This window comes from Halomonas huangheensis, from assembly GCF_001431725.1.
GTDB lineage: Bacteria > Pseudomonadota > Gammaproteobacteria > Pseudomonadales > Halomonadaceae > Halomonas > Halomonas huangheensis.
In genome coordinates this window covers 813,803-836,374 of sequence record NZ_CP013106.1, presented here as the reverse complement: position 1 = coordinate 836,374, position 22,572 = coordinate 813,803, and the positions used below count along the sequence as shown (strand labels likewise).

The following is a 22,572-nucleotide window of genomic DNA, read 5'->3' as shown; positions in this document are numbered from 1 at the left end:
AATCGCCCTTTGGAGCACCATGAGTACCGCATATTCCTCGTCTCGAGCAGACGCTCTCGAACCGCCTCCTCGACGATGCCCTGACCTCGATGTCAGGGACCTGGAACAACGCACTCGCCTAATGCGCATAGTTACACGGCTGATCGCCGTATCCGATCTCGGTAGTCGTGAGATTGCCCGCCGCGCTGGCATCCCGATGCAAAAGATCAGCGACCTCCTGGCGGGAAAACTCGAACATTTTACCTGTGATGAACTTCAAGCCATCCGCCGGATCATAGACAGCGGACAGGCTTCGCCTTCCTGAGCCCGGTTGCTGAGTAGCGCCGTCGCTCAACAAGCATGTGCTCATGCCTTTATCGTGCTGCCCGATGATCATCGATCATCGGGCGCTGTTGGGCGTCTGCTTGCCCATAGCTGACCACCCTTACAGGAGTTCTCCCATGCGCCGCATTCTTATTGCCCTTCTGGCCAGCCTGCCACTGGCGGCTTTCGCCGATGGCCAGGCAACACTTGTCGATGGTGATGGCGACCCCAACAGCGCCGTGGTTGCGCGCTGGGCGGGTGACCAGTTGCGCGTGGACTTCCCGGAACACGCCGCCCGAGGCTACCTGCTGATGCGCGATGGCAAGGGCCACGTCGTCGCCAATATCAGCGGTCAGACCGTTGTACTCGGCATCCGCGACGTGCAGTCCATGCTCAGTCAGTTGGGCGGTGCTGATAGCTCTCAATTAGGCAGCTACCAGGCGCAGAGCGTGAACTCACTGACCGCCACAGGGGAAACCCAAACCGTGGCGGGTATTCTGGGAGAGGTGTATCAACTCGACTGGGTCAATAGTGATGGCGAAGTCCGTCAGGACCGTCTGGTCCTGAGCGCCGAGCAACCCGCTCAGGAACTGCTTGGCGTATTCGATCGCTATCAGCAGGTTCTGACCGGACATGCGGACCCGGTCGCCGCCACGCTCCGCGAACGCGGCATGGGTATCCTGCGCTTCGGCGACCGTTTCGAGGTGTCCTCGCTGTCCTCGGCAACCCCGGCCCCGGCCACCTTCGCACTACCCAGCCAGAGCGGTGGCCTGCAGGACCTGTTGCGCTCCGTGGTGCAGTAATACTGCAAGAGCAGCACCAGGGCGGCAGCATCAAGCTTCCTTCGGCTGCCCTTTGCTCAACAATGCCACACCGATGCTGACCAGTGTCGAGATCAGCAGTGCATAGACGAAAGGCGCCAACGTCGGGATGCCATCGGGGAAACTGGCGGCCAGCAACCCTGCCTGTGGCGATCCATGTGCCAGCCATCCCGGCACGATGGTCGCCACGAGTCCCGCAGCACCTCCCGCCATGGCTGCAGCAGGCACCATACGAGCCCAGAGCCCGAGCATGACCGGTACGACGATGGCGGCACACAACAGGTCCGCAATCAGGAACAGGCGCAACACTGATACGCCCTGCAGCGCCACCAGTACCACCGGCAACATGACCAGAACGGTGATCCAGCGGGCAGCCGTCAACGACATGCGGTTCGAGCCGCTACTGGACACCAGCAGTGATGCCAGCCCGTTCTGCAATGTATCGACACTGGAAGCGACCAGGGTCACTGCCAGCACCAACGCCAACAACGCCAGCCAGGCCGGTGCCGCCGAAAGCAAGGCAAAGAAGGGAATCGGCGGGCTCCCCAGTTCCAGTCCTGCCACAGCCGCCCACATGCCCAACGCACCAACCACTGCCACCACCACAACCGTGATACCGCCCCCCAGCCAGGCACCTCGCACCAGAGAGCGATCATCACGCGCGGCCCACAGACGCTGCCAATAGCCCTGATGAAAGAGGTTAGCGGCGGTGACCGCAATCACCAGCGTCAAAGCCACCGACAGGGCTGCCTCCGGCGGTGCTGACGACCAGGACTCAGTCACTGCCGGTGTCGGTAGACCGCTGCGCCACACGACTCCGACAACGATAACCAGCAGCATGATCAGCAACAGCGCCTGCCAACGGTCGGTGGCAAGGCTGGCACGCAAGCCGCCGATCGTGGTGTAGCACAGCGTCGATAGCGCCACCGCCAGAATGACCCAGACCCCAGGCACTTCCGACAACAGCTCAGTAATGGCACCAATGGCCGTCAACTCGGCAGCCAGGAAGCAGGCCATATAGAGAATGGAGATAAACGCGACACAGCGCTGAACAACGGCACCGTGACAATCCTGAGCGAATTCGGCAATGCTGCGTCCCTGTGGCAGACGCCGGCGGATTGCAGGACCGAACAGCCCCAGCACAATGAATGGCAGCGCGGAACCGACCGCATAACCGGCTACTGCCAACGGGCCGACAAAGGCACCGATTTCAGGAGGCGCGAATAGTATCCAGGCGCCCATGCCAGACGCGACAAAGGATAACGCCAAGGTGGTTGATGACTGGCTATTGCGCGCGGTCAGATAATCATCGGCCCGGGTTTCCGGGCGGCGGGCTGCCAACCCAAGCAGGATAAAACCAAGCAAAGCCGCCCCAAGGACGGCTATCGTCAAGTAGGTCATGGTCGCTCTTCCTCCGCCGGTATCAACCGGATCAGGTTCCAGGGTCAGCACGGTGGCTTTCTCAGTCCCTTCGGGACTCCCCTGGCGACAGAATCGAATTGTCAGTTCACTCCATGCATAAGCATGAATTCATATGCCTGGAGGCATACATCTCGACGGTTCTTGTCGAACACACCAGACAGCGTTTCTGGTATATCTGCCCACCTGTGTCAAACGCCGGGCAGACATAATGAAACCGCCCGTCGATGCTACCATCACCAGCCGAGAGCTACGAGCCTCGAGCTTTGCAGTGCCGCTCCTTGGCTCACAGGTAAAAGCCGCGGAGCGGGGTGACTTTCTTACTTCCTGCTTCTCATTTCTTGCTTCTCACCTCTTACTTCTCACCTCTTACTTCTCACCTCTTACTTCTCACCTCTTACTTCTCACCTCTCACCTCTCACCTCTTACAACCCACACGGCTCGTCGCTCGTCGCTCACAACGATATCGTGCTATTGATGCCGCTGGAGACATTCTCCGGTTCGAACCAGCGAGCAGTGACTGTCTTGGTCTGGGTCCAGAACTGGATGGCCTGCTTGCCGTTGGGGCCCAGGTCGCCCAGTTTCGAGCCCCGCGATCCCGTGAAACTGAACCATGCCACCGGCACCGGGATCGGTACGTTGATACCGACCTGACCAACATCGATATGGGTCTCGAAACGCCGCGCTACCCATCCGGAGCTGGTAAAGATCGACGTGCCATTGCCATTGGGGTTGGCATTGATGAAAGCAATCGCTTCATCCAGCGTCTCGACTTCCACCACACAGAGTACCGGCCCGAAGATCTCCTCACGATAGACAGTCATGTCGGCAGTCACGCCGGAAAACACTGTCGGGCCAACGAAGTTGCCCTCTGGATATCCCTCGACCTTACAGTTGCGCCCATCCACCAGTAGTTTCGCACCTTCGCGCTCGCCATCAGCGATCAACGATTCGACCCGCGCCTTCGCCTGGGGTGACACCAACGGTCCCAGATCTGCTTGTCGATCAGTACCTGGCCCCACTTTCATACCCTGCGCTCCAGCGACGATGTCTTCCAACCACTGGCGAGCCTCGCCGACCAGCACCACCACTGAGTTCGCCATGCAACGCTGCCCTGCCGCACCAAACGCCGAGCCGAGCAGATTATTGATCGACTGGCTGCGATTGGCATCCGGCATGACCACGCAATGGTTCTTGGCGCCCATCATTGCCTGGCAACGCTTGCCGGTCTCACCGGCACGACGATAGATCTGAGTACCCACCTGGGTCGAGCCGATGAACGATACTGCCTTGATATCCGGGTGCTCGCAGAGCCGATTGGCAACCTCGGGTCCACCATGCACCACGTTGAGCACACCCGCAGGCACACCAGCCTCCAACGCCAATTCCACCAGACGCATGGTCGAACTGGGGTCCTGCTCGGAGGGCTTGAGCACGAAGCAGTTGCCGGTAGCAATTGCCATCGGGAACATGAAGCAGGGCAACATCACCGGGAAATTGAAGGCAGTGATCCCCGCTCCGACTCCCAGCGGTTGATTGAGGGTATAGACATCTACCTCGCTGGCAGCATTCTCGGCCACTTCCCCCATCTGCAGCGAAGTAATCGAGCAGGCGTGTTCAATGACTTCCAGGCCTCTGCCCACTTCGCCTTCGGCATCGGGCAGTGTCTTTCCGTGCTCTTCACTGATCAGTGCCGCCAGTTCGCCGGTATGCTCGCGAACCAGCGCCTGGAGCTTGAGCATGATACGCATACGTTTCGCCAGCGGTACCTTGCGCCAGCTGACAAAGGCGTCACGGGCGCTGTCAATCGCGCGATCGACTTCATCGAGGCTACAGAATGGCACCCGAGCGACGACCTGTTGCGTCGCGGGATTGACCACATCACGCCACTCGCCACTGCTGGAGGTGACAGCCGCACCATCGATGATCATGGAAATTTCACGAATGGACATGAACGTACTCCGATAATTGTCATTGTCGTGTTTGATGTGCTGATCGCATTACCATCAGCATAGACAGCGTTTCGACCGCAGGCGCCGCCGCGTGCAGATCAGCACGGCCGCTGAATGACAGGAGTCTAGCCAGAGGTCGGATGGTGAAACAATGCCCTGCCAGGCACACTGCTTGTGCACTCATGCACAACCGCTGCTACCGGAGATTTCATGCTCGACTGGCAGGATATGCAGATATTTCTCGAAGTGACGCGACACTCACGGTTGGCCGATGCCGCCCGACGCCTGGAGCTTGATCACTCTACGCTGTCGCGACGCACCCGCCGTTTCGAACAACGCCTGAACACGCAGCTATTCGAGCGCAGCACCCATGGTTATCGACTCACCGAAGCGGGTGTACGCCTCAAGGCTCACGTCGAGCTGATGGCTCAGCATGCCGATGAGGCAGTGGATAGTCTGGCCAACCAGAATATGAAGCTCGAAGGACAGGTGCGACTGGGCGTCACCGAAGGATTCGGTACCTGGGTCGTCGCTCCCCTGCTCACGGCCTTTGCCGAGCGACATCCCGGCGTGACCCTGGACCTGCTGACACTGCCACGTATGGTGAACCTCAATCGTCATGAAGCGGACCTGGCGATCACCATTGAGCGCCCCAGCAATCCCAGTCTGGTCACCTCTCACCTCTGTGACTATCGCCTCAGGCTGTATGCCAGCCGGCCTTATGCGGAACGCCACGGCCTGCCGCAGCAACTTGGCGAGCTGAGCCAACACCGCCTGATCGGCTATGTCGATGACTTGATCTTCAGCGACCAGCTCAACTACCTCGATCCTCTACTGGGCAGTGAGGCTCAGCAAGGTCACCGCGCGCATTTCACCATGCGCAGCACCAGCGTCACCACTCAGCTCAGTGCTACTCTCAGCGGTGCCGGACTGGGTATCCTGCCGTGTTTCATGTGTGCCGAGCGCCCACAGTTGCAAGCGATACTGGAGAATGAAGTCGATGTAGTGCGGGCGTTCTGGATTACTGCGCGTCAGGAGCAACGACAGCTTTCCAGAGTTCGATTGGTATGGGATTTCCTACGCGAAGCGCTGGCCATCAACCAGAACTTTCTGATGGGCATTCATGATCAATTAACCCTGCCGACCGAATCGACGACAGGGCCTTGATCTACCTCGATTCAGGATTCCACGCGCGGGGGTTCCACCTCGAGCTTCTGCGCGGCAATCACAGCCTGGGTACGTGAATGCACACCCAACTTGCGAAGAATGGCGGTGACATGTGCCTTGATAGTAGCTTCAGACACATTCAGTTCGTAGGCTATCTGCTTGTTGAGCAAGCCTTCTGTCAGCATGTTGAGGACACGAAACTGCTGAGGTGTCAGAGATGCAATAGCCTCGGCAAAACGTGTGTCTTCTTCATCAGCATCACCAAGCGCATCGGCCATCTCCTCAGGTAACCACACCTCACCCTCGAGAATTTCCCCTACCGCCTCGGCTATCAACGCCAACGACGACGATTTGGGAATAAAGCCTGACGCACCGTAGTCAATGGCACGGCGCACAACATGTACTTCATCACTCCCGGAGACGACCGCAACCGGAATGTCCGGTGTTTGCCCGCGCAGTTGTATCAGGCCGGAAAAGCCATGCGCTCCCGGCATGTGTAGATCAAGCAGGATCAGGTCGGCATCGGGATGACGGGTCACGACTTCGGTAGTCGCTTCCATAGTGTCAGCTTCGACAATTTCGGCCTGAGGAGCCAACTGTCGCAGTGCTTGAGTCAAAGCAGCACGGAACAGCGGATGGTCATCGGCGACGATGAATTTCTGGGCAAAGGCCATGGATTCTCCTCCGGATTCCGATGCAGCGATACAGGCCACACGCCGCAACGCAAGACTCTTGTTTGACAGCATGTTACCCCATGGGTGGCAGCTTCCCAAGACTAGAAGAGGGATCGTAGTCAACGCCAGCCACAAAAAACAGCGCCGACCCCAAGGCCGGCGCTGGATTGCGAGTTCTGACGAGAGATCAGCGGATCGCGCGATGCTCGATCAGATCATCGACTACCGATGGATCAGCCAAAGTACTGGTATCGCCCAGGCCATCACATTCGTTGGCCGCAATCTTGCGCAGGATGCGGCGCATGATCTTGCCGGAGCGAGTCTTGGGCAGGCTTGGCGCCCACTGGATATGATCCGGTGAGGCAATCGGACCGATGTCCTTGCGCACCCACTGCGTCAGCTCCTTGCGCAATTCCTCGCTCGGCTCGACCTCATCGGTCAGGGTCACATAGATATAGATACCCTGCCCCTTGATGTCGTGCGGGAAGCCGACCACTGCGGCTTCAGCCACGGCGTCATGTGCCACCAGCGAGGATTCGATCTCGGCAGTGCCCATACGGTGCCCGGAAACATTGAGCACGTCATCGACACGGCCTGTGATCCAGTAGTAGCCATCCTCGTCACGTCGGCAGCCGTCTCCTGTGAAGTACATGCCTTCATAGGTGGAGAAATACGTCTGAACAAAACGTTCGTGATTCCCCCAGATCGAACGGGCCTGCCCCGGCCAGGCATCGAGAATCACCAGGTTGCCATCGGCGGCCCCCTCGAGCAGATTCCCCTCATTGTCGACCAGTGCCGGCTGCACACCGAAAAACGGTAGTGTTGCCGAGCCAGGCTTGAGATCAGTGGCGCCGGGCAGCGGCGTGATCATGATGCCGCCCGTCTCGGTCTGCCACCAGGTATCAACGATCGGGCATTTTCCGTTACCGATCACCCGGTGGTACCACTCCCAGGCCTCGGGGTTGATCGGCTCACCAACCGAGCCCAGCAAACGCAGGCTGTCGCGCTTGCTGGAGTCCATGACATTGTCGCCATGTGCCATCAACGCACGCACCGCAGTCGGCGCCGTATACAGAATGCTGACCTGATGCTTGTCGACGATATCGCCCATACGTCCATGGGTCGGATAACTGGGCACACCCTCGAACATCAGGGTGGTGGCACCATTGGCCAGTGGCCCGTAGACAATGTAGCTGTGGCCGGTAATCCAGCCCACATCCGCCGTACACCAATAGACCTCGGCGTCACGATAATCGAACACATATTGATGCGTCAGACTGGCATAGGCGAGATAACCACCAGAGGTATGCTTGAGCCCCTTGGGAGTCCCGGTAGACCCGGAGGTATAGAGGATGAACAATGGATCCTCGGCATTGACCTCTTCTGCCGGGCAGTCGGTAGACTGACCATCGACCAATTCGTGATACCAGACATCGCGGCCTTCGTTCCACTCGATGTCGCCGCCGGTGCGCTTGACCACCAGCACCGTCTCGGCCACGTCAGTGCCATCACGCGTCAGAGCAGCATCCACGTTGTCCTTGAGCGGAACCTGCTTACCACCGCGCACCGACTCATCAGCGGTAATAACAACGCGTGAAGCCGCATCCTTGACGCGCTGCGCGAGCGCATCGGGAGAGAAGCCACCGAAGACCACCGAGTGCACTGCACCGAGACGCGCACAAGCCAGCATGGCCATGGCGGCTTCAGGGATCATCGGCATGTACAGGGTGACGGTATCGCCCTTCTTTACCCCCAGGGATTTCAGCGCATTAGCCAGCTGACAGGTACGCTCATACAGCTCACGGTAGGTGATATGAGCCGATTCATTGGGGTCATCGCCTTCCCAGATGATGGCCGTCTGATCACCGCGAGTCGCTAGATGTCGATCCAGGCAATTGGCGCTGACATTGAGCGTGCCATCCTCGAACCAGCGAATGTCGACATTGCCGCTGGCATAGGAAGTGTTCTTGATGGTCCTGGGTGCCTTGATCCAGTCGAGACGCGCTGCCTGCTCCTTCCAGAAACCCTGTGGATCCTCCACTGACTGCTGGTAGAGCTTTCGGTAGGTGGCCTTGTCAGCCCATGCCTTGCTGGCAACGTCATCAGAAACAGGATAAACGTGGGGATGATCGCTCATGGTGCAGTTGTCCTTGGAGTAGCCTTCGAAACATGTCTGCCGACCGTCAACCATGCACGACCGGCACCATAAAGACGACCCCCAGCATAACGTCGCCTACCGAGGGAATCCCCTTAGACATTGGTATGAGTATTTTTCTTTTTTGTAACAAAGACTTAGATATTTATTTCTTCCTGTTCCAGCACGTTGTAGCAGAAAATTCGCAAGCCACCGGCCGATACAGTTCCATACCATGACTTCACCCGCTATGCCGTAGACGACCACGGCAACGCCGACAACGATACTCTCGGCCATTGCGAGCATTGGCATGTCGTCGCGCCGAGAAGTGATGCTCCTGGCAGTCACAGCGATAAACATGGGGAGCGGGACTGGCACGTCGAGTATCAAACTCATGCGTGACGCTGGGCACCAACCCAAACAATTTCACCATGATGGTCTGCCACTCACGGCCATGCGGGCGAAATGACGGCCCATCCTCCAGGTGCCATACCAGCCAATGAGCGACCTCATGGGGCACCACCTCGACCAGAAACTCCATGCGATTGTCTGCAAGCAGCGCTGGATTGAAACGTAATCCGCCGCGTCCGAAATGCGCCTGCCCGGCACACTTGCCGCGTAGATCAAACCATATAGCCGGTATCGGCAGATCGGGATACAGCGAGTGGCACAGGGCCATGGCATCGGTGACCCGCTGCCGTACCAGTGCCTGCAACTGCGGCAGGTCCAGTTGCGCGGTGACGTCTCGATCAGGGGATGGCAAGGCTGGTGTCATGGCAATCGCTGGGCACGCGGGAGGGTGGCAATGCTACAATGCGCCATCATGTTACGGTGGCCACTGGCTGTTCGCCACCCTCGTTTCTTTCCCCGATTGCCGATTCCTGCGAGCGCACCATGTCCGACTCCGATACGCCGCTGCCCCAGCCTCTGCTTGATGATGAAGGTATGGATCTGCTGGATGACTTTCTTCACGAGCGCGCCGGCGAAGATGCGCTGGACCTGATTGGAGCCCACGGTTTCCTTGTGGCGCTCGCTGTCGCCCCTCGCGAAGTGCCGGCTACCAGTTGGATTGCCGAACTGTTCCATGGCACCCCCGAGTTCGCCAATGACCAGGAACGCGAGACCATCCTCGGCCTGTTGGAGCAACTACGCCGCAACGCCATCGACGTGCTCGAGGCTGGCGGTTTGCCGGAATTACCCTTCGAACTGACGCTGGACGGTGTTGCTGCGGAGGAAACTCCGATTGGCGATTGGTGTGCCGGCTTCATGGAAGGCGTATTCCTCGACGAACCCGCCTGGTTTGAAGGCGACGAGGAGACCTCGGCAACACTCCTGCTGCCGTTCATGTTGCTCTCCGCGCTGTTCGACGACGAACCAGAGATGGCTGATATGGGCCGCGACACACAACGCATGGAAAGCTTCGTCGCCCAGCTCCCGGAACTGGTACTCGATCTCTACCTCCACTACCGAGTGCCACCCGATACTGCCAAACCCAAACCACGCCCCAAGCGTCCTGTCGGCAAGGGTGGGAAAGGGAAAAGTGGTAAGGGGGAGAAACGCAGGTAAGAAGGAAGAAGGAAGAAGGAAGAAGGAAGAAGGAAGAAGGAAGAAGGAAGAAGGAAGAAGGAAGAAGGAAGAAGGAAGAAGGAAGAAGGAAGAAGGAAGAAGGAAGAAGGAAGAAGGAAGAAGGAAGAAGGAAGAAGGAAGAAGGAAGAAGGAAGACAGGCTGCGAGCCGAGAAAGGGACGGTCAAGACCTGTTCTCTTCCCTCTGACCTCTTCCCTCTGTTCTCTTGCAACTTTCGGCTCACCTCAACCTTGTCACCCAGCTATCCAATGTGCCGTATAGCCAGGTTCTGACCTTCTGCCACCAGGGGCGCGCCTGCCACTCCGACAGGTGAATCTCTTTGCTCATGGCAAAATTGCGCTCGAAGAGCTGATGTACTTCACTCGCAAAAACGGCGCATTCCACTTCCTGATTGGCCTCAAGGTTCCACTGCAGACTCCAGTGGTCGAAGTTACAGGAACCGAGGCTGCTCCAGTCATCGGCCAGCACGAACTTGGCATGGATGAAGCTGGGCTGGAATTCATGAATGCGCACCCCTGCCCGCAATAAACGCGAGTAGAAGCGCTGTCCGGCATAGCGTACGCCAGGGTGGTCGTGAGTGTCCCCCGGGACCAGCAGACGGACATCGATACCGCGTCTTGCCGCCCGCTGCAGGCGCCAACGTAGCTTTAGCGTTGGTACGAAATAAGGTGTACACATCCACAGTCGACGCTCTGCGCCAGTGATACGATCCTGCAGAGACAAGCGTATTGCCTGAAAGCGATACCCCTGGCCCCAGATAGCACGACCTCGGGAACCACCGGGCAAAGCCGAAATCTCGCTCGGTTCTGCAAGCGGTGGAGCTGCCTGCGCGCCACGCGTCAACGGCGACTGCCAGACATTACGGAATAGCCGTATCCAGTCCGCCACGACAGGGCCTTCAATCTTGATTGCCACCTCGAACCAGGCCTCGAGAAACTCATCGACAGCGCCGAAGCCACCGGTGAAGGCAATGCGCCGATCAATGACCACCAGTTTGCGATGATCTCGGCTGACATTACGTGCCAGCGAGTGCCAGCCCAATGGGTTGAAATCACGTAACCAGACACCGCCTTGAACCAAACGCTGGCGTTCGGTGTTTCCCAACTTCATGGAGCCGAATCCATCCAGCAGCAGATACACCGACACACCGCGCTGTACTGCAACCAGTAGCGCATCGACAAGGCGGTCTGCCAGTTGTCCCGATTCCATTAGATAGAGTTCAATCAGGATGCTCTCACGCGCTTCCTCCAACGCCTCGAACAGTGCTGGAAGAAAGCATCTGGACTCCGGCAACAGCACCACACGATTGCCATCTCTCCATTGGGCACTGGCACGTCCGACCACAGAACTCCGTTTACTATTCACCTGGTGTCTACTTCCTTGAGAGGAAACACTGACCACCTGCATGATGCCCGTTATACTGGCGACATTACATCGGCGCTGGCTTACCCCCGAACAACCAGCACACGTTCATCTGCACGGATTCTTCATGCCTGGCCTGTTTCGCGCGCCCTTGCGTCACCTACTTTCTGCATGGACGGAGATTCGTCTTGCAGAGCCCGAAGTAGCAGATCTGCACCTCGACCCGAGTCTGCCGACCATCTATGTTCTGCCGAGGCCGGCTTTGAGTGATGCTCTATTGCTCGAGAACTACACTCGCCAGCACCAGATGCCTGCCGCGGAAGGACGTCTCTCTGTTGATCAGGTTAGCGTAGCTCGATGTGTGGCGCTGCCTGCTCGCCGCTTGCGTCGGTGGCCCGGTCGTCCGGCGGTGGTTGCTCCTTTTACCGAGCTGATTGCCGCCAACGAAAACGTCCAGATCGTTCCGGTCAGTGTGTTCTGGGGACGAGCACCGGGCAAGGAGTTTGGCTTCTGGCATCTGCTCGCGGCAGATAACTGGCAATTGACGGGACGTTTGAGGCGTGCACTGTCGGTAATGGTCAATGGACGAGATGTCGAAATCCAGTTCGGTGCGCCGCTACAGCTGGCCGATATCCTCGATGATCGCGAACCGGAGCTGACCAATCGCAAGGTAGCACGCCTGCTGCGGGTGCATTTTCGTCGCGTCAGAACTCGCGTTCTCGGACCCGACCTCTCCCACCGCAGTACATTGATCGAAGGGGTGGTGAGCAGCCCAGAAGTTCGCCATACCATCAGCGAACTGCAGAGCACCCCGAACGAACGCAGTCATGGCAAACTCCCGCGTCTGCAGCGTCGCGCACGACGCTATGGCAACGAGATTGCTTCCAACATGACTTACCCGGTACTGCGCTTCATGGCCAGCGCTCTACGACGGCTATGGAACCGTCTCTACGACGGAGTGGATGTCACCGGCCTTGAGCGAGTCAAACAGCTGGCCGGCGACAGCACCCTGGTCTATGTCCCCTGCCATCGCAGCCATATCGATTACCTACTGCTGTCCTATGTATTGTTCCGTGATGGCCTGATGCCACCGCACATTGCCGCCGGGCGCAATCTGGACATGCCGGTCGTCGGCCCGGTACTACGCCGCGGCGGTGCCTTCTTCCTGCGCCGCAGCTTCCGCGATAATCGCCTCTATGGTGCGGTCTTCAACGAATATCTGCATCGCCTTCTGGCCGGCGGTTATTCGATGGAATACTTCATCGAAGGCGGTCGTTCACGCAGTGGCCGTATGCTGCCACCGCGCCCCGGCATGCTGTCGATGACGCTGCGTTCCTTCCTGCGCACCCAGCAGCAACATGCACGTTCTGTGGTCTTCGTGCCGATCTATATCGGCTACGAGCGTATTCTCGAGAATGCTAGTTACCAACGCGAACTTGGCGGAGGACGCAAGCACAGGGAAACACCACTCGGCCTGTTGAAAGTGCTCGGCCGGCTGCGTGAAGAGTATGGTCGCGTATCGGTGAACATCGGTGAACCGCTGAATATCGCCAGTTTCCTCGATGCACAGCAGCCCCAATGGCGTCAGGAAAATGACCAGCGTCCTGATTGGCTCAAGGACGCTGTATTCGAGCTGGGCCAGAGCCTCTGCCAACGCATCAATGCTGTGGCGGCACTCAACCCAGTCAACCTGGTAGGTCTGGCACTGCTGGCGACTCCCCACCGAGCGCTGGAGTACGGCATGCTCAAGGGGCAGTTGGACCTGCTCTGCTCGTTGATTTCACCAACACCCTCCAGGCCCGGCCCCACCCTACCGGAAGGCAATGCCGACGCCTGGATCGACCAGGTGGTGACGCTGGGCATGATAGATCGCCGAGAGCAGTCGTTGGGCGAAATCATCACCGCCGATGCCTCCCAGGCAGCGTTGCTTGGCTGGTACCGCAACAACGTCCTGCATCTCTTTGCGCTGCCGGCGCTGGTCGCCTTCAGCTTCCGCAGTTACGACACCCGTAGCATCGACGAACTGACCAACCTGCTCAGCCCGCTATGGCCAATGCTGGCAAGGGAGCTGGCGGTCCCTGTCGGCGATGATCTACGTCAACAACTGATACGGATTGTCGAACACCTGGTCGCTGTAGAGTTGCTGACCGAGCAATCCGGCCAGTACCAGCCTTGCAACAGCCTCGAGGCTCGCGAGCGACTACGTCTGCTCGGCCAGATGATTCAGCCCTCGCTGGAGCGCAACACCCTGCTGGTCGACACCTTGCTGGCCTCACCCTCCGGCAGCCTGTCGCGTGATGAACTGTGCCAGCGCTCGCGCTCGCTGGCCGAGCGTCTGGCCCTGTTGAGCGGTCGCGCCGCACCGGAATTCTTTGACCTCCGTCTGTTCGAGAGCCTGGTCGATAGTCTGATCGCCGACGGATGGGTATGGGAGGAAGAGCAGCAACTGGTGTTCGGCAGCGACTTGCAGCATGCCGCATCCAACGCCATGCAACTTCTCGACGCCTCTCTCCAGCGGCGACTGGCGGCGGTGACGGGGCCGCAGGAGAAGGCGTAAGAAGGAAGAAGGAAGAAGGAAGAAGGAAGAAGGAAGAAGGAAGAAGGAAGAAGGAAGAAGGAAGAAGGAAGAAGGAAGAAGGAAGAAGGAAGAAGGAAGAAGGAAGAAGGAAGAAGGAAGAAGGAAGAAGGAAGAAGGAAGAAGGAAGAAGGAAGAAGGAAGAAGGAAGAAGGAAGACAGACTGCAAATCGGGAAGGAGGCTGTCAAGCTACAATCCGTTCTGTTCTGTTCTGTTCTGTTCTGTTCTCTTCCCTCTGTTCTCTTCCCTCTGTTCTCTTCCCTCTGTTCCCTTCCCTCTGTTCCCTTCCCTCTGTTCCCTTCCCTCTTATAACTTACAGCTCTTTGCTCACCTCAAACTCCGGTGCACATAGATATCGTAGCGGCTGGTCTTTTCCTCCAGCCGATGGCGTGGCTCTGGTCCCTCGATGGGCGGTGCCTTGCGTGGACGCTTGACCACCACTCGATGCGTGGCAACGTCAAGTGCGGCTTCCAGCAAGCGAGGGGCATCATCGTCATCGCCAGCCAATTCGCGGAACAGACGCATTTCCTTTTTCACCAGCGCCGACTTGTCGCGGTGAGGAAACATCGGGTCCAGATGGATCACTTGAGGGACAAGGCCACTATCGGCAACGATGGCCTCCAGTTCGCGGCTGCTGTCGCCGTGACGCAGCCGCATGCGTGCAACGATCTCGGCCACTTCGGCAGCGGCCTGTGCACGCAATAGTCCGTCCTCGAGCAAGGCGGCAATTGGCGCCACCCGTTCGATCAACAGCACCTCGGCCCCCAGACTGGCCAGCACAAAGGCATCACGCCCCAGCCCGGCAGTAGCATCGACGACCGACGGTGTCACACCTTTACCCAAGCCGCAGGCACGAGCGACCAACTGCCCTCTGCCGCCGCCAAAGCGACGCCGATGACCGACTCGTCCGCCAACGAAATCCACCACCAGCGGCTTACCGAACTCAGCAGGCTCACCACCCAGCGCCAGACAGCCCTGATCATCACGATACAGCTGCAGACAGGTTGTATCGACACAGGCTCTGGAAATGCCATAGCGCTGTGCCACCGCCTCCAGCCCCTCGCCTATAACGACACTCACTGCGGCTTCTTCTCCGCCATCTTCTTCCATGCAACCTGGTCGCGCAGGTAGACCGGCTGAGCATCATGCGGACGCTGGTGGTCACCTGCCTCGAAGGCATCGGCAGCAAGAATCACCATGTCGCAGGCCTGAGGTTCGATATCGGTCACACAGAGCCCCAGCGCCGCCTGAATTTCGGCGGGCACGCCATCCCACAGCCCCCATCCTGAACCGAGGCCCACCCAATCATGATCCTCGTGCTCACGAGGTAACTGCAGACGCTCCGGCGGCAGCACCGCTTCGGCCATCAGGGCGACGGGACGTTCATTCTCGATACGCCAGGCAGCCGCATAGACTTCGCCCATGCGCGCATCCAGAGCGGTGAAGATATAGCGGAAACGATGTCGGAGATGGCCGCCAAGTGCCAACGCCTGAAGCGTCGAGACACCGATCAGAGGGCGCTCCAGCCCATAGGCCAGGCCCTGAGCAACGCCAGCGGCAATCCGCAGGCCGGTAAACGACCCCGGACCATGGCCATAGGCCACCGCATCCAACTGCGAGGGGCCTACCCCTGCCTCCGCCAACACCTCATCGATCATCGGCATCAGACGGCGAGTGTGCTCGCGAGGCGTCAGCGCATAACGCGATACCAGCTCATCACCATCGGCACTGCGCCGCAGCAGCGAGGCTGAGCAGGCGCTGGAAGAAGCATCCAGAGCAAGAACCAGAGACATGACCAACTCGCCTGTAGAAAAAATGTGCGCGCATTATAAACGACCGTGGCCCACCTTGGGGCGGGCCACATGTCGTACTCTCGACGATCCCGGCTCTCGACGATCCAGGGTCTCGACAGTGGGAGCTCAACCTTCCAGAGCAGCAAGCACCTGAGAGGTGATGTTCTCGACGCTACCAACACCTTCCACGCGATGATAGCGTGGCGCCTGGTCGGCATCCTCAGCCGCCCAATCCTTGTAGTACCCCACCAACGGCTCGGTCTGCTCATGATAGACCGACAGGCGATGGCGAATGGTGCTCTCGCAGTCGTCTTCGCGCTGGATCAGCGCTTCACCAGTGATGTCATCCTTGCCTGCTTCCTTCGGCGGATTGTGCTCGATGTGATAGACACGTCCGGAAGCCGGGTGGCAACGACGGCCTGACAGGCGACCGACAATTTCTTCGTCGTCGACTGCAATCTCCAACACGTGATCAATCTTCACGCCGCCGTCCTTCATGGCGTCGGCCTGAGGGATGGTCCGCGGGAAACCATCAAACAGGAAGCCTTTAGCGCAATCCGGCTGAGCGATACGCTCCTTGACCAGGGCGATGATGATGTCATCGGACACCAGACCGCCAGTGGTCATGATCTCCTTGACCTTGAGGCCAAGTTCGCTTCCTTCCTTGACCGCAGCACGCAGCATATCACCGGTGGAAATCTGTGGGATTCCATAGCGCTCGCAGATGAAGCGGGCCTGAGTACCCTTGCCGGCACCTGGCGCGCCCAAAAGGATCAAACGCATCAGTAAAGCTCCTCGAAATTTGGAAAAATGTCAAAATGAAGAAAGAGATATGCCGAACAATACCCGTGCCACCATGACGACACAACCGAGCCAATTTGTCGCAGGCATCCAGCAGTCATTAAATCTATTTTAATATCAGAGCATTAACCAACATATAGCACTTTGGTCACGCAGTAACACAAGTGTCATCATGGCGTGTCGACGAAGGGAGAAACAGCGCCTGACGAGCACATGACTCCCAACGAAAAACGGCGCCTTTCGGCGCCGTTTTTCATGCCTGTGAGCGCTGCTTCACAGCAACAGGCGTCGTACATCACCCAGCAACTGTCCCAGCAACGTGGTGAAACGAGCCGCGTCGGCGCCATTCACCGCACGGTGGTCGTAGGACAGGCACAGCGGCATCATCAGGCGCGGCTGGAAGGCAGCACCATCCCAAACCGGCTTCATGGACGCCTTGGACACGCCAAGGATAGCCACTTCAGGCGGATTGACGATCGGCGTGAAGGCAGTACCACCGATGGAGCCCAGGCTAGAGATGGTGAAACAGCCACCGGTCATCTCGTCACGCTTGAGCTTCTTGGTCTGCGCCTTCTTCGCCAGTTCGACCGATTCCTTGGCCAGATCGATCAGTGACTTCTGGTCCGCGTTGCGAATCACCGGCACCATCAGACCATCCGGGGTATCGACCGCAATACCGATATGGATGTACTTCTTGTGCACGATGGTCTCGCCGTCGGCCTTGAGACTGACGTTGAACTGCGGGTACTTCTGCAGCGCGTAAGCACAGGCCTTGATCATGAATGGCAGCGGAGTGAGCTTGGCACCCTGAGCCTCAGCCTCGGCCTTCATCGACTTGCGGAAGGCTTCCAGCTCAGTGATATCAGCATCGTCGAACTGCGTCACATGCGGGATATTGACCCAGCTGCGGTGCAGGTTCTGCGCGCCCATCTTGAGCAGGCGGCCCATCGGCTTCTCTTCGATCTCGCCGAACTGGCTGAAGTCCTGATCCGGGATCGGCGGAATACCGGAACCACCCGCAGCAGGCGCAGCCGCCTTGGGAGCACTGGCCTGGCCAGACATGACCTGTTTGACGTAGTTGTGTACGTCATCCTTGAGCACGCGACCCTTGGGACCCGTCGGAGTCACCAGGCTCAGATCGACGCCGAGTTCACGGGCCAGCATGCGTACCGCCGGTCCGGCATGAACGTTCTTGCCCGGTGTGCCGGTCGCCGCAGCCTGACTCTGCTGGGCTGGAGCCTGCTGAGTGGGAGCCTCAGCTTGCGGAGCAGCGGTCTGCTGGGAAGTTGGCGCCGATTCCTTCTTCGCCGCCTTCTTCTTCGGTGCTGCGCCAGCCACTTCGACATAGCCGATCAGGTCGCCCTCGGAGACGGTATCGCCTTCCTTGACGGCCAGCTCAACAACCTTGCCCTTGAACGGGCTCGGTATATCCATGGAAGCCTTGTCAGACTCCAGAGTGATCAGCGCATCCTCAACATCTATCTCGTCGCCAACGGCCACCGCCATCTCGATGATCGGCACATCACTGGAGCCGGACAAGTCAGGGACGCGAATTTCCTGGCGACCGCCTTCGGCAGCCTCCTCTCCCTCGTCATCATCCTGATCATCCTGCTCAGCCTCAGCCGCTTGAGCCGCTGCTGGCTGTTCGGCAGGCGCAGGGGCCGCTTCGCCACCCTCACCGGCAATTTCCATAGTGCCGATGACATCGCCTTCAGACACAGTATCGCCTACCTTCAGCGACAGGCTGACCAGCTTGCCGGAATGGGGGCTGGGCACATCCATGGAGGCCTTGTCGGACTCCAGGGTGATCAAGGTGTCTTCTTCCGCGACATCGTCGCCTTCACTGACCGGGATCTCGATGATCTCGACATCACTGGAACCACCAAGATCGGGCACCTTGATCTCGACCGTCTGACTGCCACCGGAGGATGCGGCCTGCGATGGACTGGCACCAGGCTCGTCCTGCTCAGCAGCTTCGGGCTCAGCAGCTTCGGGCTCAGCTTCGTCCGCCGCAGCCGGCTCGGCATCACCCGCGCCCTCCACTTCCAGTTCGACGATGTCGTCGCCTTCGGAAACCGTGTCGCCTTCCTTGACCAGCACCTTGACCACCTTGCCACCCTTCGGTGCAGGAACGTCCATGCTGGCCTTGTCGGATTCGAGAGTGATCAGCGTGTCTTCCGGCTCGATGACATCACCGACCGACACCGCCACTTCAATGATCTCCACACCGGTATCACCACCGATGTCGGGTACTTTGATGATTTCGCTACTCAAGGTCGCGCTCCTTCAAATGCTTGACGGGGGCGGGCCTCACCGGCCCGCCGTGCCACCGAATCATTCGGCCGATGCCTTACACCTCAAGCGGGTTCGGCTTGTTGGGATCGATGCCGTACTTCTTGAGCGCGTCGGCCACAACCTTGCGGTCGATCTCGCCACGATCCGCCAGCGCCTTGAGCGCGGCCACGGTGACGAAGTAACGATCCACCTCGAAGAACGAACGCAGCTTCTCGCGGGTGTCAGAGCGACCATAACCATCGGTACCCAACACATGATAGTCGGTCGGCACCCAGGCACGAACCTGATCAGCGTACAGCTTCATGTAATCGGTAGAGGCAATCGCCGGTCCCTTGCGGCCTTCCAGACACCTGGTGACGTGCGGCTTGCCCGGTTCAGCTTCAGGATTGATGAACGCCTGACGATCCAGGGTCAGCGCTTCGCGGCGCAGCTCATTGAAGCTGGTCACGCTCCAGATGTCGGAACCGACCCCCCAATCCTCGGCGAGCATTGTGGCGGCCGCTTCGACTTCACGCAGGATAGTGCCGGAGCCCAACAGCTGGACATGGCCCTTCTTGCCGTCAGTCTCGCGGAGCAAGTACATGCCCTTGACGATATCTTCGGCCGGAATATTTTCCAGCTCAGGCTGCTCGTAGTTCTCGTTCATCACCGTCAGGTAATAGAAGCAGTTTTCCTTGTCGGAGAACATACGCTTCAGGCCATCCTGGACGATGACGGCAACCTCATGGGCGTAAGTCGGATCGTAGGTGCGGCAGTTGGGGATCATTGCCGCCTGCAGCAGACTGTGACCATCCTGGTGCTGCAGACCTTCACCGTTGAGTGTGGTCCGACCGGCAGTACCACCGACCAGGAAGCCGCGAGCCTGAAGATCACCCGCCGCCCAGGCCAGGTCACCGATACGCTGGAAACCGAACATCGAGTAGTAGATATAGAACGGCAACAGCGTGCAGTTATTGTTCGAGTACGAGGTCGCTGCCGCCATCCAGGCTGACATGGCACCCGCCTCGGTGATGCCTTCCTCGAGGATCTGACCTTTCTGATCCTCGCGGTAGAACATGATCTGGCCCTTATCCATGGGCTCATACTTCTGACCTTCAGAGGTATAGATACCCAACTGACGGAACATGCCCTCCATACCGAAGGTACGCGCCTCATCAGGGATGATCGGAACCACCTGCTTGCCGATCTTCTTGTCCTTCACCAGACCGTTGAGAATACGCACGAAGGCCATGGTGGTAGAAACTTCACGTCCCTTGGAACCACCGGTCTGGGAGGCAAAAGTCTTATCGTCGAGTGCCGGAATTTCCAGCGCCTCGAAGTCACTGCGACGCGATGGCAGGTAACCACCCAGACGCTCACGCTGGAGGTGCATGTACTTCATTTCCGGGGAGTCATCCTCCGGCTTGTAGTACGGCACATCCTTGAGCTGTTCGTCGGAGATCGGGATGCCAAAGCGGTCACGGAAGCGCTTGAGCGCCTCGAGTTCCATGGTCTTGACCTGGTGAGCCTCGTTGGCAGCCTCACCATCACCACCACCCATACCATAGCCCTTGACCGTGTGCGCCAGGATCACCGTCGGACGGCCGTTGGCGTTGGTCGTTGCCTGATGGTAAGCCGCATAGACCTTGAACGGATCGTGGCCACCACGGTTGAGCTTCCAGATGTCCTCATCGGACATGTCCTTGACCAGCTCGGCGGTCTCCGGGTATTTACCGAAGAAGTGCTCGCGGGTATACGCGCCACCATTGGCCTTGTAGTTCTGGTACTCACCGTCGACGGCTTCGTCCATGCGCTTCTGCAGGACGCCCTTCTTGTCCTTCTCGAACAGCGGATCCCACAGGCGGCCCCAGACCACCTTGAGCACGTTCCAACCGGCACCACGGAACACGCCTTCCAGTTCGTCCATGACACGGGAGTTGCCACGCACCGGGCCATCAAGACGCTGCAGGTTGCAGTTGACGACGAAGATCAGGTTATCGAGCTTCTCGCGGCTGGCAAGGTGGATCGCACCCAGCGATTCCGGCTCGTCACACTCGCCGTCACCCATGAAGCACCAGATCTTGCGGTCCTGCATATCATGCAGCTCACGCGCGTTCAGGTACTTCATGACGTGGGCCTGGTAGATCGCCTGGATCGGACCAAGACCCATGGAGACCGTCGGGAACTGCCAGAAGTCCGGCATCAACCACGGGTGCGGATAAGAGGAAAGACCATCACCGTCCACTTCCTGACGGTACTTGTCCATCTGCTCTTCGGTCAGGCGTCCTTCGAGATAGGCACGCGCATAGATACCCGGCGCCACATGGCCCTGGATATAGACCAGATCGCCTTCGAAGTCGCCATTGGGAGCACGGAAGAAGTGGTTGAAACCTACATCGTAGAGGGTCGCCGCAGACATGAAGCTGGCGATGTGCCCCCCCAGTCCGGGGTTGGCGCGGTTGTTACGAATGACTTGAGCGATGGCGTTGTAGCGAATCAAGGAGCGAATGCGACGCTCCATGAAGAGATCGCCCGGCATCGGGGCCTCGTTGTGCACCGGAATGGTATTGCGGTGCGGGGTCGTGACCGAGAAGGGCACCTGCATACCATCGCGGCGATAGCGATCAGCCAGCCGCGTCATCAGGTACCGGGCACGATCCTCGCCCTCACGATCCAGCACAGATTCCAGGGAGTCCAACCATTCCTGGGTTTCGACCGGATCGAGATCTTCTCTTGTACCAAGACTCATAGAACGTCTCTCCGAATGACGATGAGGGGTCACAGCCCCGCAAACGAGGCCAGTGGGCGCGCGGGGAAAGGATCACTTTCCTCGAACCGCAGCGCAACGTCAGGCATGTAGTAATTTTACGAACTTTTCGTATCAATAGGGCTAGAACTGGCAGAAAGATACCGTAGAAGTCCCTGAGGTGCCAATTCAACCAGACATGGAAATATTTTTCAAGATACCTATATTGCACCGCAGCACAACGAGTTAGAGCGCTTTCCCTCACGATATCCAACGGAAGTCAGCAACTTGTAAACAAACCAACGTTTGATCTGGTGTAACAAATTGCCCTGTGCCGTTTCACCTTTTGAGCCGTCACGAATCACGAATCGGTGCATTGACACATACAGTGTCGGAGATACGCCCAGTCGAAAGCAGGACCCGGGTCCGTCTTGCGTAGCGGTGCAACTCGTGCGTGACTGGTGATACGCGCTGGATTGATTGCCGGATAGGCGTCAAACAACGCATGCAGTACCGCAGCCAGACTACGGTACTGCGCTGCTGTATAGGGAGTTACCTCATCACCTTCAAGCTCGACACCCACGGCAAAGTCATTGAGTTCCCGCCGCAAGGTATGCCCATCGTGCCAATGCGAACGCCCAGCATGCCAGGCGCGAGCCTCAAAGGGGGCAAACTGCACACACTCGCCATCCCGACGCACCAGAACGTGCGCGGATACCTCAAGACCGGCAATCGAGGTAAAATATGGATGTGCCTGCGGATCGAGCTGATTGGTAAACAGCCTTTCGATATAGTCGCCCCCGAACTGCCCTGGCGGCAGGCTGATGGAGTGCAGCACCACGGCCGAGACCTCGCCTTCCGGCCGCTCATTGACATTAGGCGAGACCACTCTCCGCACGTTGTCGAGCCAACCTTCTCTACACTTCATCACTACCCTCTCCTGCCACGACCTTATGAGTTCGAT

At 58.6% G+C, this 22,572-nt stretch carries 18 protein-coding genes and 1 riboswitch; of the genes, 6 read left to right on the top strand and 12 right to left on the bottom strand.

Annotated elements, in window-relative coordinates; translation table 11 throughout:
* The first annotated feature begins 19 nt into the window (after positions 1–19).
* On the top strand, positions 20–304 hold the full coding sequence (locus AR456_RS21740) for an XRE family transcriptional regulator (RefSeq protein ID WP_081694699.1): 285 nt from the start codon (positions 20–22) through the stop codon (positions 302–304).
* Between the two features lie 136 nt (positions 305–440).
* Positions 441–1,106, top strand: a complete 666-nt coding sequence (locus AR456_RS03815; protein WP_021820028.1) for a hypothetical protein — start codon at positions 441–443, stop codon at positions 1,104–1,106.
* A 30-nt stretch (positions 1,107–1,136) separates the two neighbouring features.
* On the opposite strand, the gene AR456_RS03810 is transcribed toward AR456_RS03815, so the two are convergent.
* Both AR456_RS03810 and AR456_RS03805 read right to left on the bottom strand, forming a co-directional pair.
* Complete coding sequence (locus AR456_RS03810) at positions 1,137–2,525, bottom strand: sodium:solute symporter family transporter (RefSeq protein WP_021820027.1); 1,389 nt, start codon at positions 2,523–2,525, stop codon at positions 1,137–1,139.
* Positions 2,516–2,618, bottom strand: a riboswitch (TPP riboswitch). It overlaps the preceding gene by 10 nt.
* Positions 2,619–2,998: 380 nt before the next feature.
* Positions 2,999–4,495, bottom strand: a complete 1,497-nt coding sequence (locus AR456_RS03805; RefSeq protein ID WP_021820026.1) for a CoA-acylating methylmalonate-semialdehyde dehydrogenase — start codon at positions 4,493–4,495, stop codon at positions 2,999–3,001.
* A 210-nt stretch (positions 4,496–4,705) separates the two neighbouring features.
* On the opposite strand from AR456_RS03805, the gene AR456_RS03800 reads away from it, so the two are divergent.
* The gene (locus AR456_RS03800) at positions 4,706–5,662 is read left to right on the top strand and encodes a LysR family transcriptional regulator (protein ID WP_021820025.1); all 957 of its coding nucleotides are present in this window, start codon (positions 4,706–4,708) and stop codon (positions 5,660–5,662) included.
* 11 nt (positions 5,663–5,673) lie between these two features.
* Here the strand turns inward: AR456_RS03800 and AR456_RS03795 are convergent, their stop codons facing one another.
* The 3 genes from AR456_RS03795 to AR456_RS03785 form a co-directional block, all read right to left on the bottom strand.
* Positions 5,674–6,336, bottom strand: a complete 663-nt coding sequence (locus AR456_RS03795; RefSeq protein WP_021820024.1) for a response regulator — start codon at positions 6,334–6,336, stop codon at positions 5,674–5,676.
* A 187-nt stretch (positions 6,337–6,523) separates the two neighbouring features.
* A complete protein-coding gene (gene acs / locus AR456_RS03790) occupies positions 6,524–8,473 on the bottom strand; it encodes an acetate--CoA ligase (protein ID WP_031208434.1) in 1,950 nt (649 codons plus the stop codon).
* A gap of 238 nt (positions 8,474–8,711) precedes the next feature.
* The gene (locus AR456_RS03785; RefSeq protein WP_236995538.1) at positions 8,712–9,233 is read right to left on the bottom strand and encodes a SprT family zinc-dependent metalloprotease; all 522 of its coding nucleotides are present in this window, start codon (positions 9,231–9,233) and stop codon (positions 8,712–8,714) included.
* Between the two features lie 131 nt (positions 9,234–9,364).
* On the opposite strand from AR456_RS03785, the gene AR456_RS03780 reads away from it, so the two are divergent.
* The gene (locus AR456_RS03780) at positions 9,365–10,036 is read left to right on the top strand and encodes a YecA/YgfB family protein (RefSeq protein WP_031208433.1); all 672 of its coding nucleotides are present in this window, start codon (positions 9,365–9,367) and stop codon (positions 10,034–10,036) included.
* Entirely contained in the window at positions 10,011–10,328 is a 318-nt protein-coding gene (locus AR456_RS21210) for a hypothetical protein (RefSeq protein ID WP_156405779.1), read from the top strand. Before AR456_RS03780 ends, AR456_RS21210 begins: the two co-directional genes overlap by 26 nt.
* Here AR456_RS21210 and AR456_RS03775 read toward each other — a convergent pair.
* Positions 10,276–11,421 (bottom strand): phospholipase D-like domain-containing protein, encoded by a 1,146-nt coding sequence (locus tag AR456_RS03775; protein WP_236995537.1) that lies wholly within the window; start codon positions 11,419–11,421, stop codon positions 10,276–10,278. The genes AR456_RS21210 and AR456_RS03775 overlap by 53 nt on opposite strands.
* Before the next feature lie 40 nt (positions 11,422–11,461).
* Between AR456_RS03775 and plsB the strand changes: the two genes are divergently transcribed.
* Positions 11,462–13,975, top strand: a complete 2,514-nt coding sequence (gene plsB / locus AR456_RS03770) for a glycerol-3-phosphate 1-O-acyltransferase PlsB (RefSeq protein ID WP_236995536.1) — start codon at positions 11,462–11,464, stop codon at positions 13,973–13,975.
* Positions 13,976–14,321: 346 nt separating this feature from the next.
* On the opposite strand, the gene AR456_RS03765 is transcribed toward plsB, so the two are convergent.
* From AR456_RS03765 to ampD, 6 genes are all read right to left on the bottom strand, one after another.
* Positions 14,322–15,074 carry a class I SAM-dependent methyltransferase gene (locus AR456_RS03765; protein WP_031208431.1) on the bottom strand — a complete coding sequence of 251 codons (753 nt, stop codon included), beginning with the start codon at positions 15,072–15,074 and terminating at the stop codon, positions 14,322–14,324.
* Positions 15,071–15,787 carry a tRNA (adenosine(37)-N6)-threonylcarbamoyltransferase complex dimerization subunit type 1 TsaB gene (tsaB, locus tag AR456_RS03760; RefSeq protein ID WP_021820017.1) on the bottom strand — a complete coding sequence of 239 codons (717 nt, stop codon included), beginning with the start codon at positions 15,785–15,787 and terminating at the stop codon, positions 15,071–15,073. The genes AR456_RS03765 and tsaB overlap by 4 nt, the downstream gene beginning before the upstream one ends.
* Positions 15,788–15,913: 126 nt before the next feature.
* Positions 15,914–16,570, bottom strand: a complete 657-nt coding sequence (adk, locus tag AR456_RS03755; protein ID WP_021820016.1) for an adenylate kinase — start codon at positions 16,568–16,570, stop codon at positions 15,914–15,916.
* 291 nt (positions 16,571–16,861) lie between these two features.
* Positions 16,862–18,862, bottom strand: coding sequence for a pyruvate dehydrogenase complex dihydrolipoyllysine-residue acetyltransferase (aceF, locus tag AR456_RS03750; protein ID WP_021820015.1), 2,001 nt, complete (start codon positions 18,860–18,862; stop codon positions 16,862–16,864).
* A 76-nt stretch (positions 18,863–18,938) separates the two neighbouring features.
* Positions 18,939–21,611: a pyruvate dehydrogenase (acetyl-transferring), homodimeric type gene (aceE, locus tag AR456_RS03745; RefSeq protein ID WP_021820014.1), complete on the bottom strand. Its 2,673-nt coding sequence runs from the start codon at positions 21,609–21,611 to the stop codon at positions 18,939–18,941.
* A gap of 358 nt (positions 21,612–21,969) precedes the next feature.
* Positions 21,970–22,536 (bottom strand): 1,6-anhydro-N-acetylmuramyl-L-alanine amidase AmpD, encoded by a 567-nt coding sequence (gene ampD, locus AR456_RS03740; RefSeq protein ID WP_021820013.1) that lies wholly within the window; start codon positions 22,534–22,536, stop codon positions 21,970–21,972.
* Between the last annotated feature and the right edge of the window lie 36 nt (positions 22,537–22,572).

Coding starts and splice junctions, on each gene's coding strand:
- AR456_RS03780 (WP_031208433.1), top strand. CDS start 9,365: ATGTCCGACTCCGATACGCCGCTGCCCCAGCCTCTGCTTGATGATGAA.
- AR456_RS03800 (WP_021820025.1), top strand. CDS start 4,706: ATGCTCGACTGGCAGGATATGCAGATATTTCTCGAAGTGACGCGACAC.
- tsaB (WP_021820017.1), bottom strand. CDS start 15,787: ATGTCTCTGGTTCTTGCTCTGGATGCTTCTTCCAGCGCCTGCTCAGCC.
- AR456_RS03795 (WP_021820024.1), bottom strand. CDS start 6,336: ATGGCCTTTGCCCAGAAATTCATCGTCGCCGATGACCATCCGCTGTTC.
- AR456_RS21740 (WP_081694699.1), top strand. CDS start 20: ATGAGTACCGCATATTCCTCGTCTCGAGCAGACGCTCTCGAACCGCCT.
- AR456_RS03815 (WP_021820028.1), top strand. CDS start 441: ATGCGCCGCATTCTTATTGCCCTTCTGGCCAGCCTGCCACTGGCGGCT.
- adk (WP_021820016.1), bottom strand. CDS start 16,570: ATGCGTTTGATCCTTTTGGGCGCGCCAGGTGCCGGCAAGGGTACTCAG.
- AR456_RS03805 (WP_021820026.1), bottom strand. CDS start 4,495: ATGTCCATTCGTGAAATTTCCATGATCATCGATGGTGCGGCTGTCACC.
- aceE (WP_021820014.1), bottom strand. CDS start 21,611: ATGAGTCTTGGTACAAGAGAAGATCTCGATCCGGTCGAAACCCAGGAA.
- acs (WP_031208434.1), bottom strand. CDS start 8,473: ATGAGCGATCATCCCCACGTTTATCCTGTTTCTGATGACGTTGCCAGC.
- plsB (WP_236995536.1), top strand. CDS start 11,462: ATGATGCCCGTTATACTGGCGACATTACATCGGCGCTGGCTTACCCCC.
- ampD (WP_021820013.1), bottom strand. CDS start 22,536: ATGAAGTGTAGAGAAGGTTGGCTCGACAACGTGCGGAGAGTGGTCTCG.
- AR456_RS03810 (WP_021820027.1), bottom strand. CDS start 2,525: ATGACCTACTTGACGATAGCCGTCCTTGGGGCGGCTTTGCTTGGTTTT.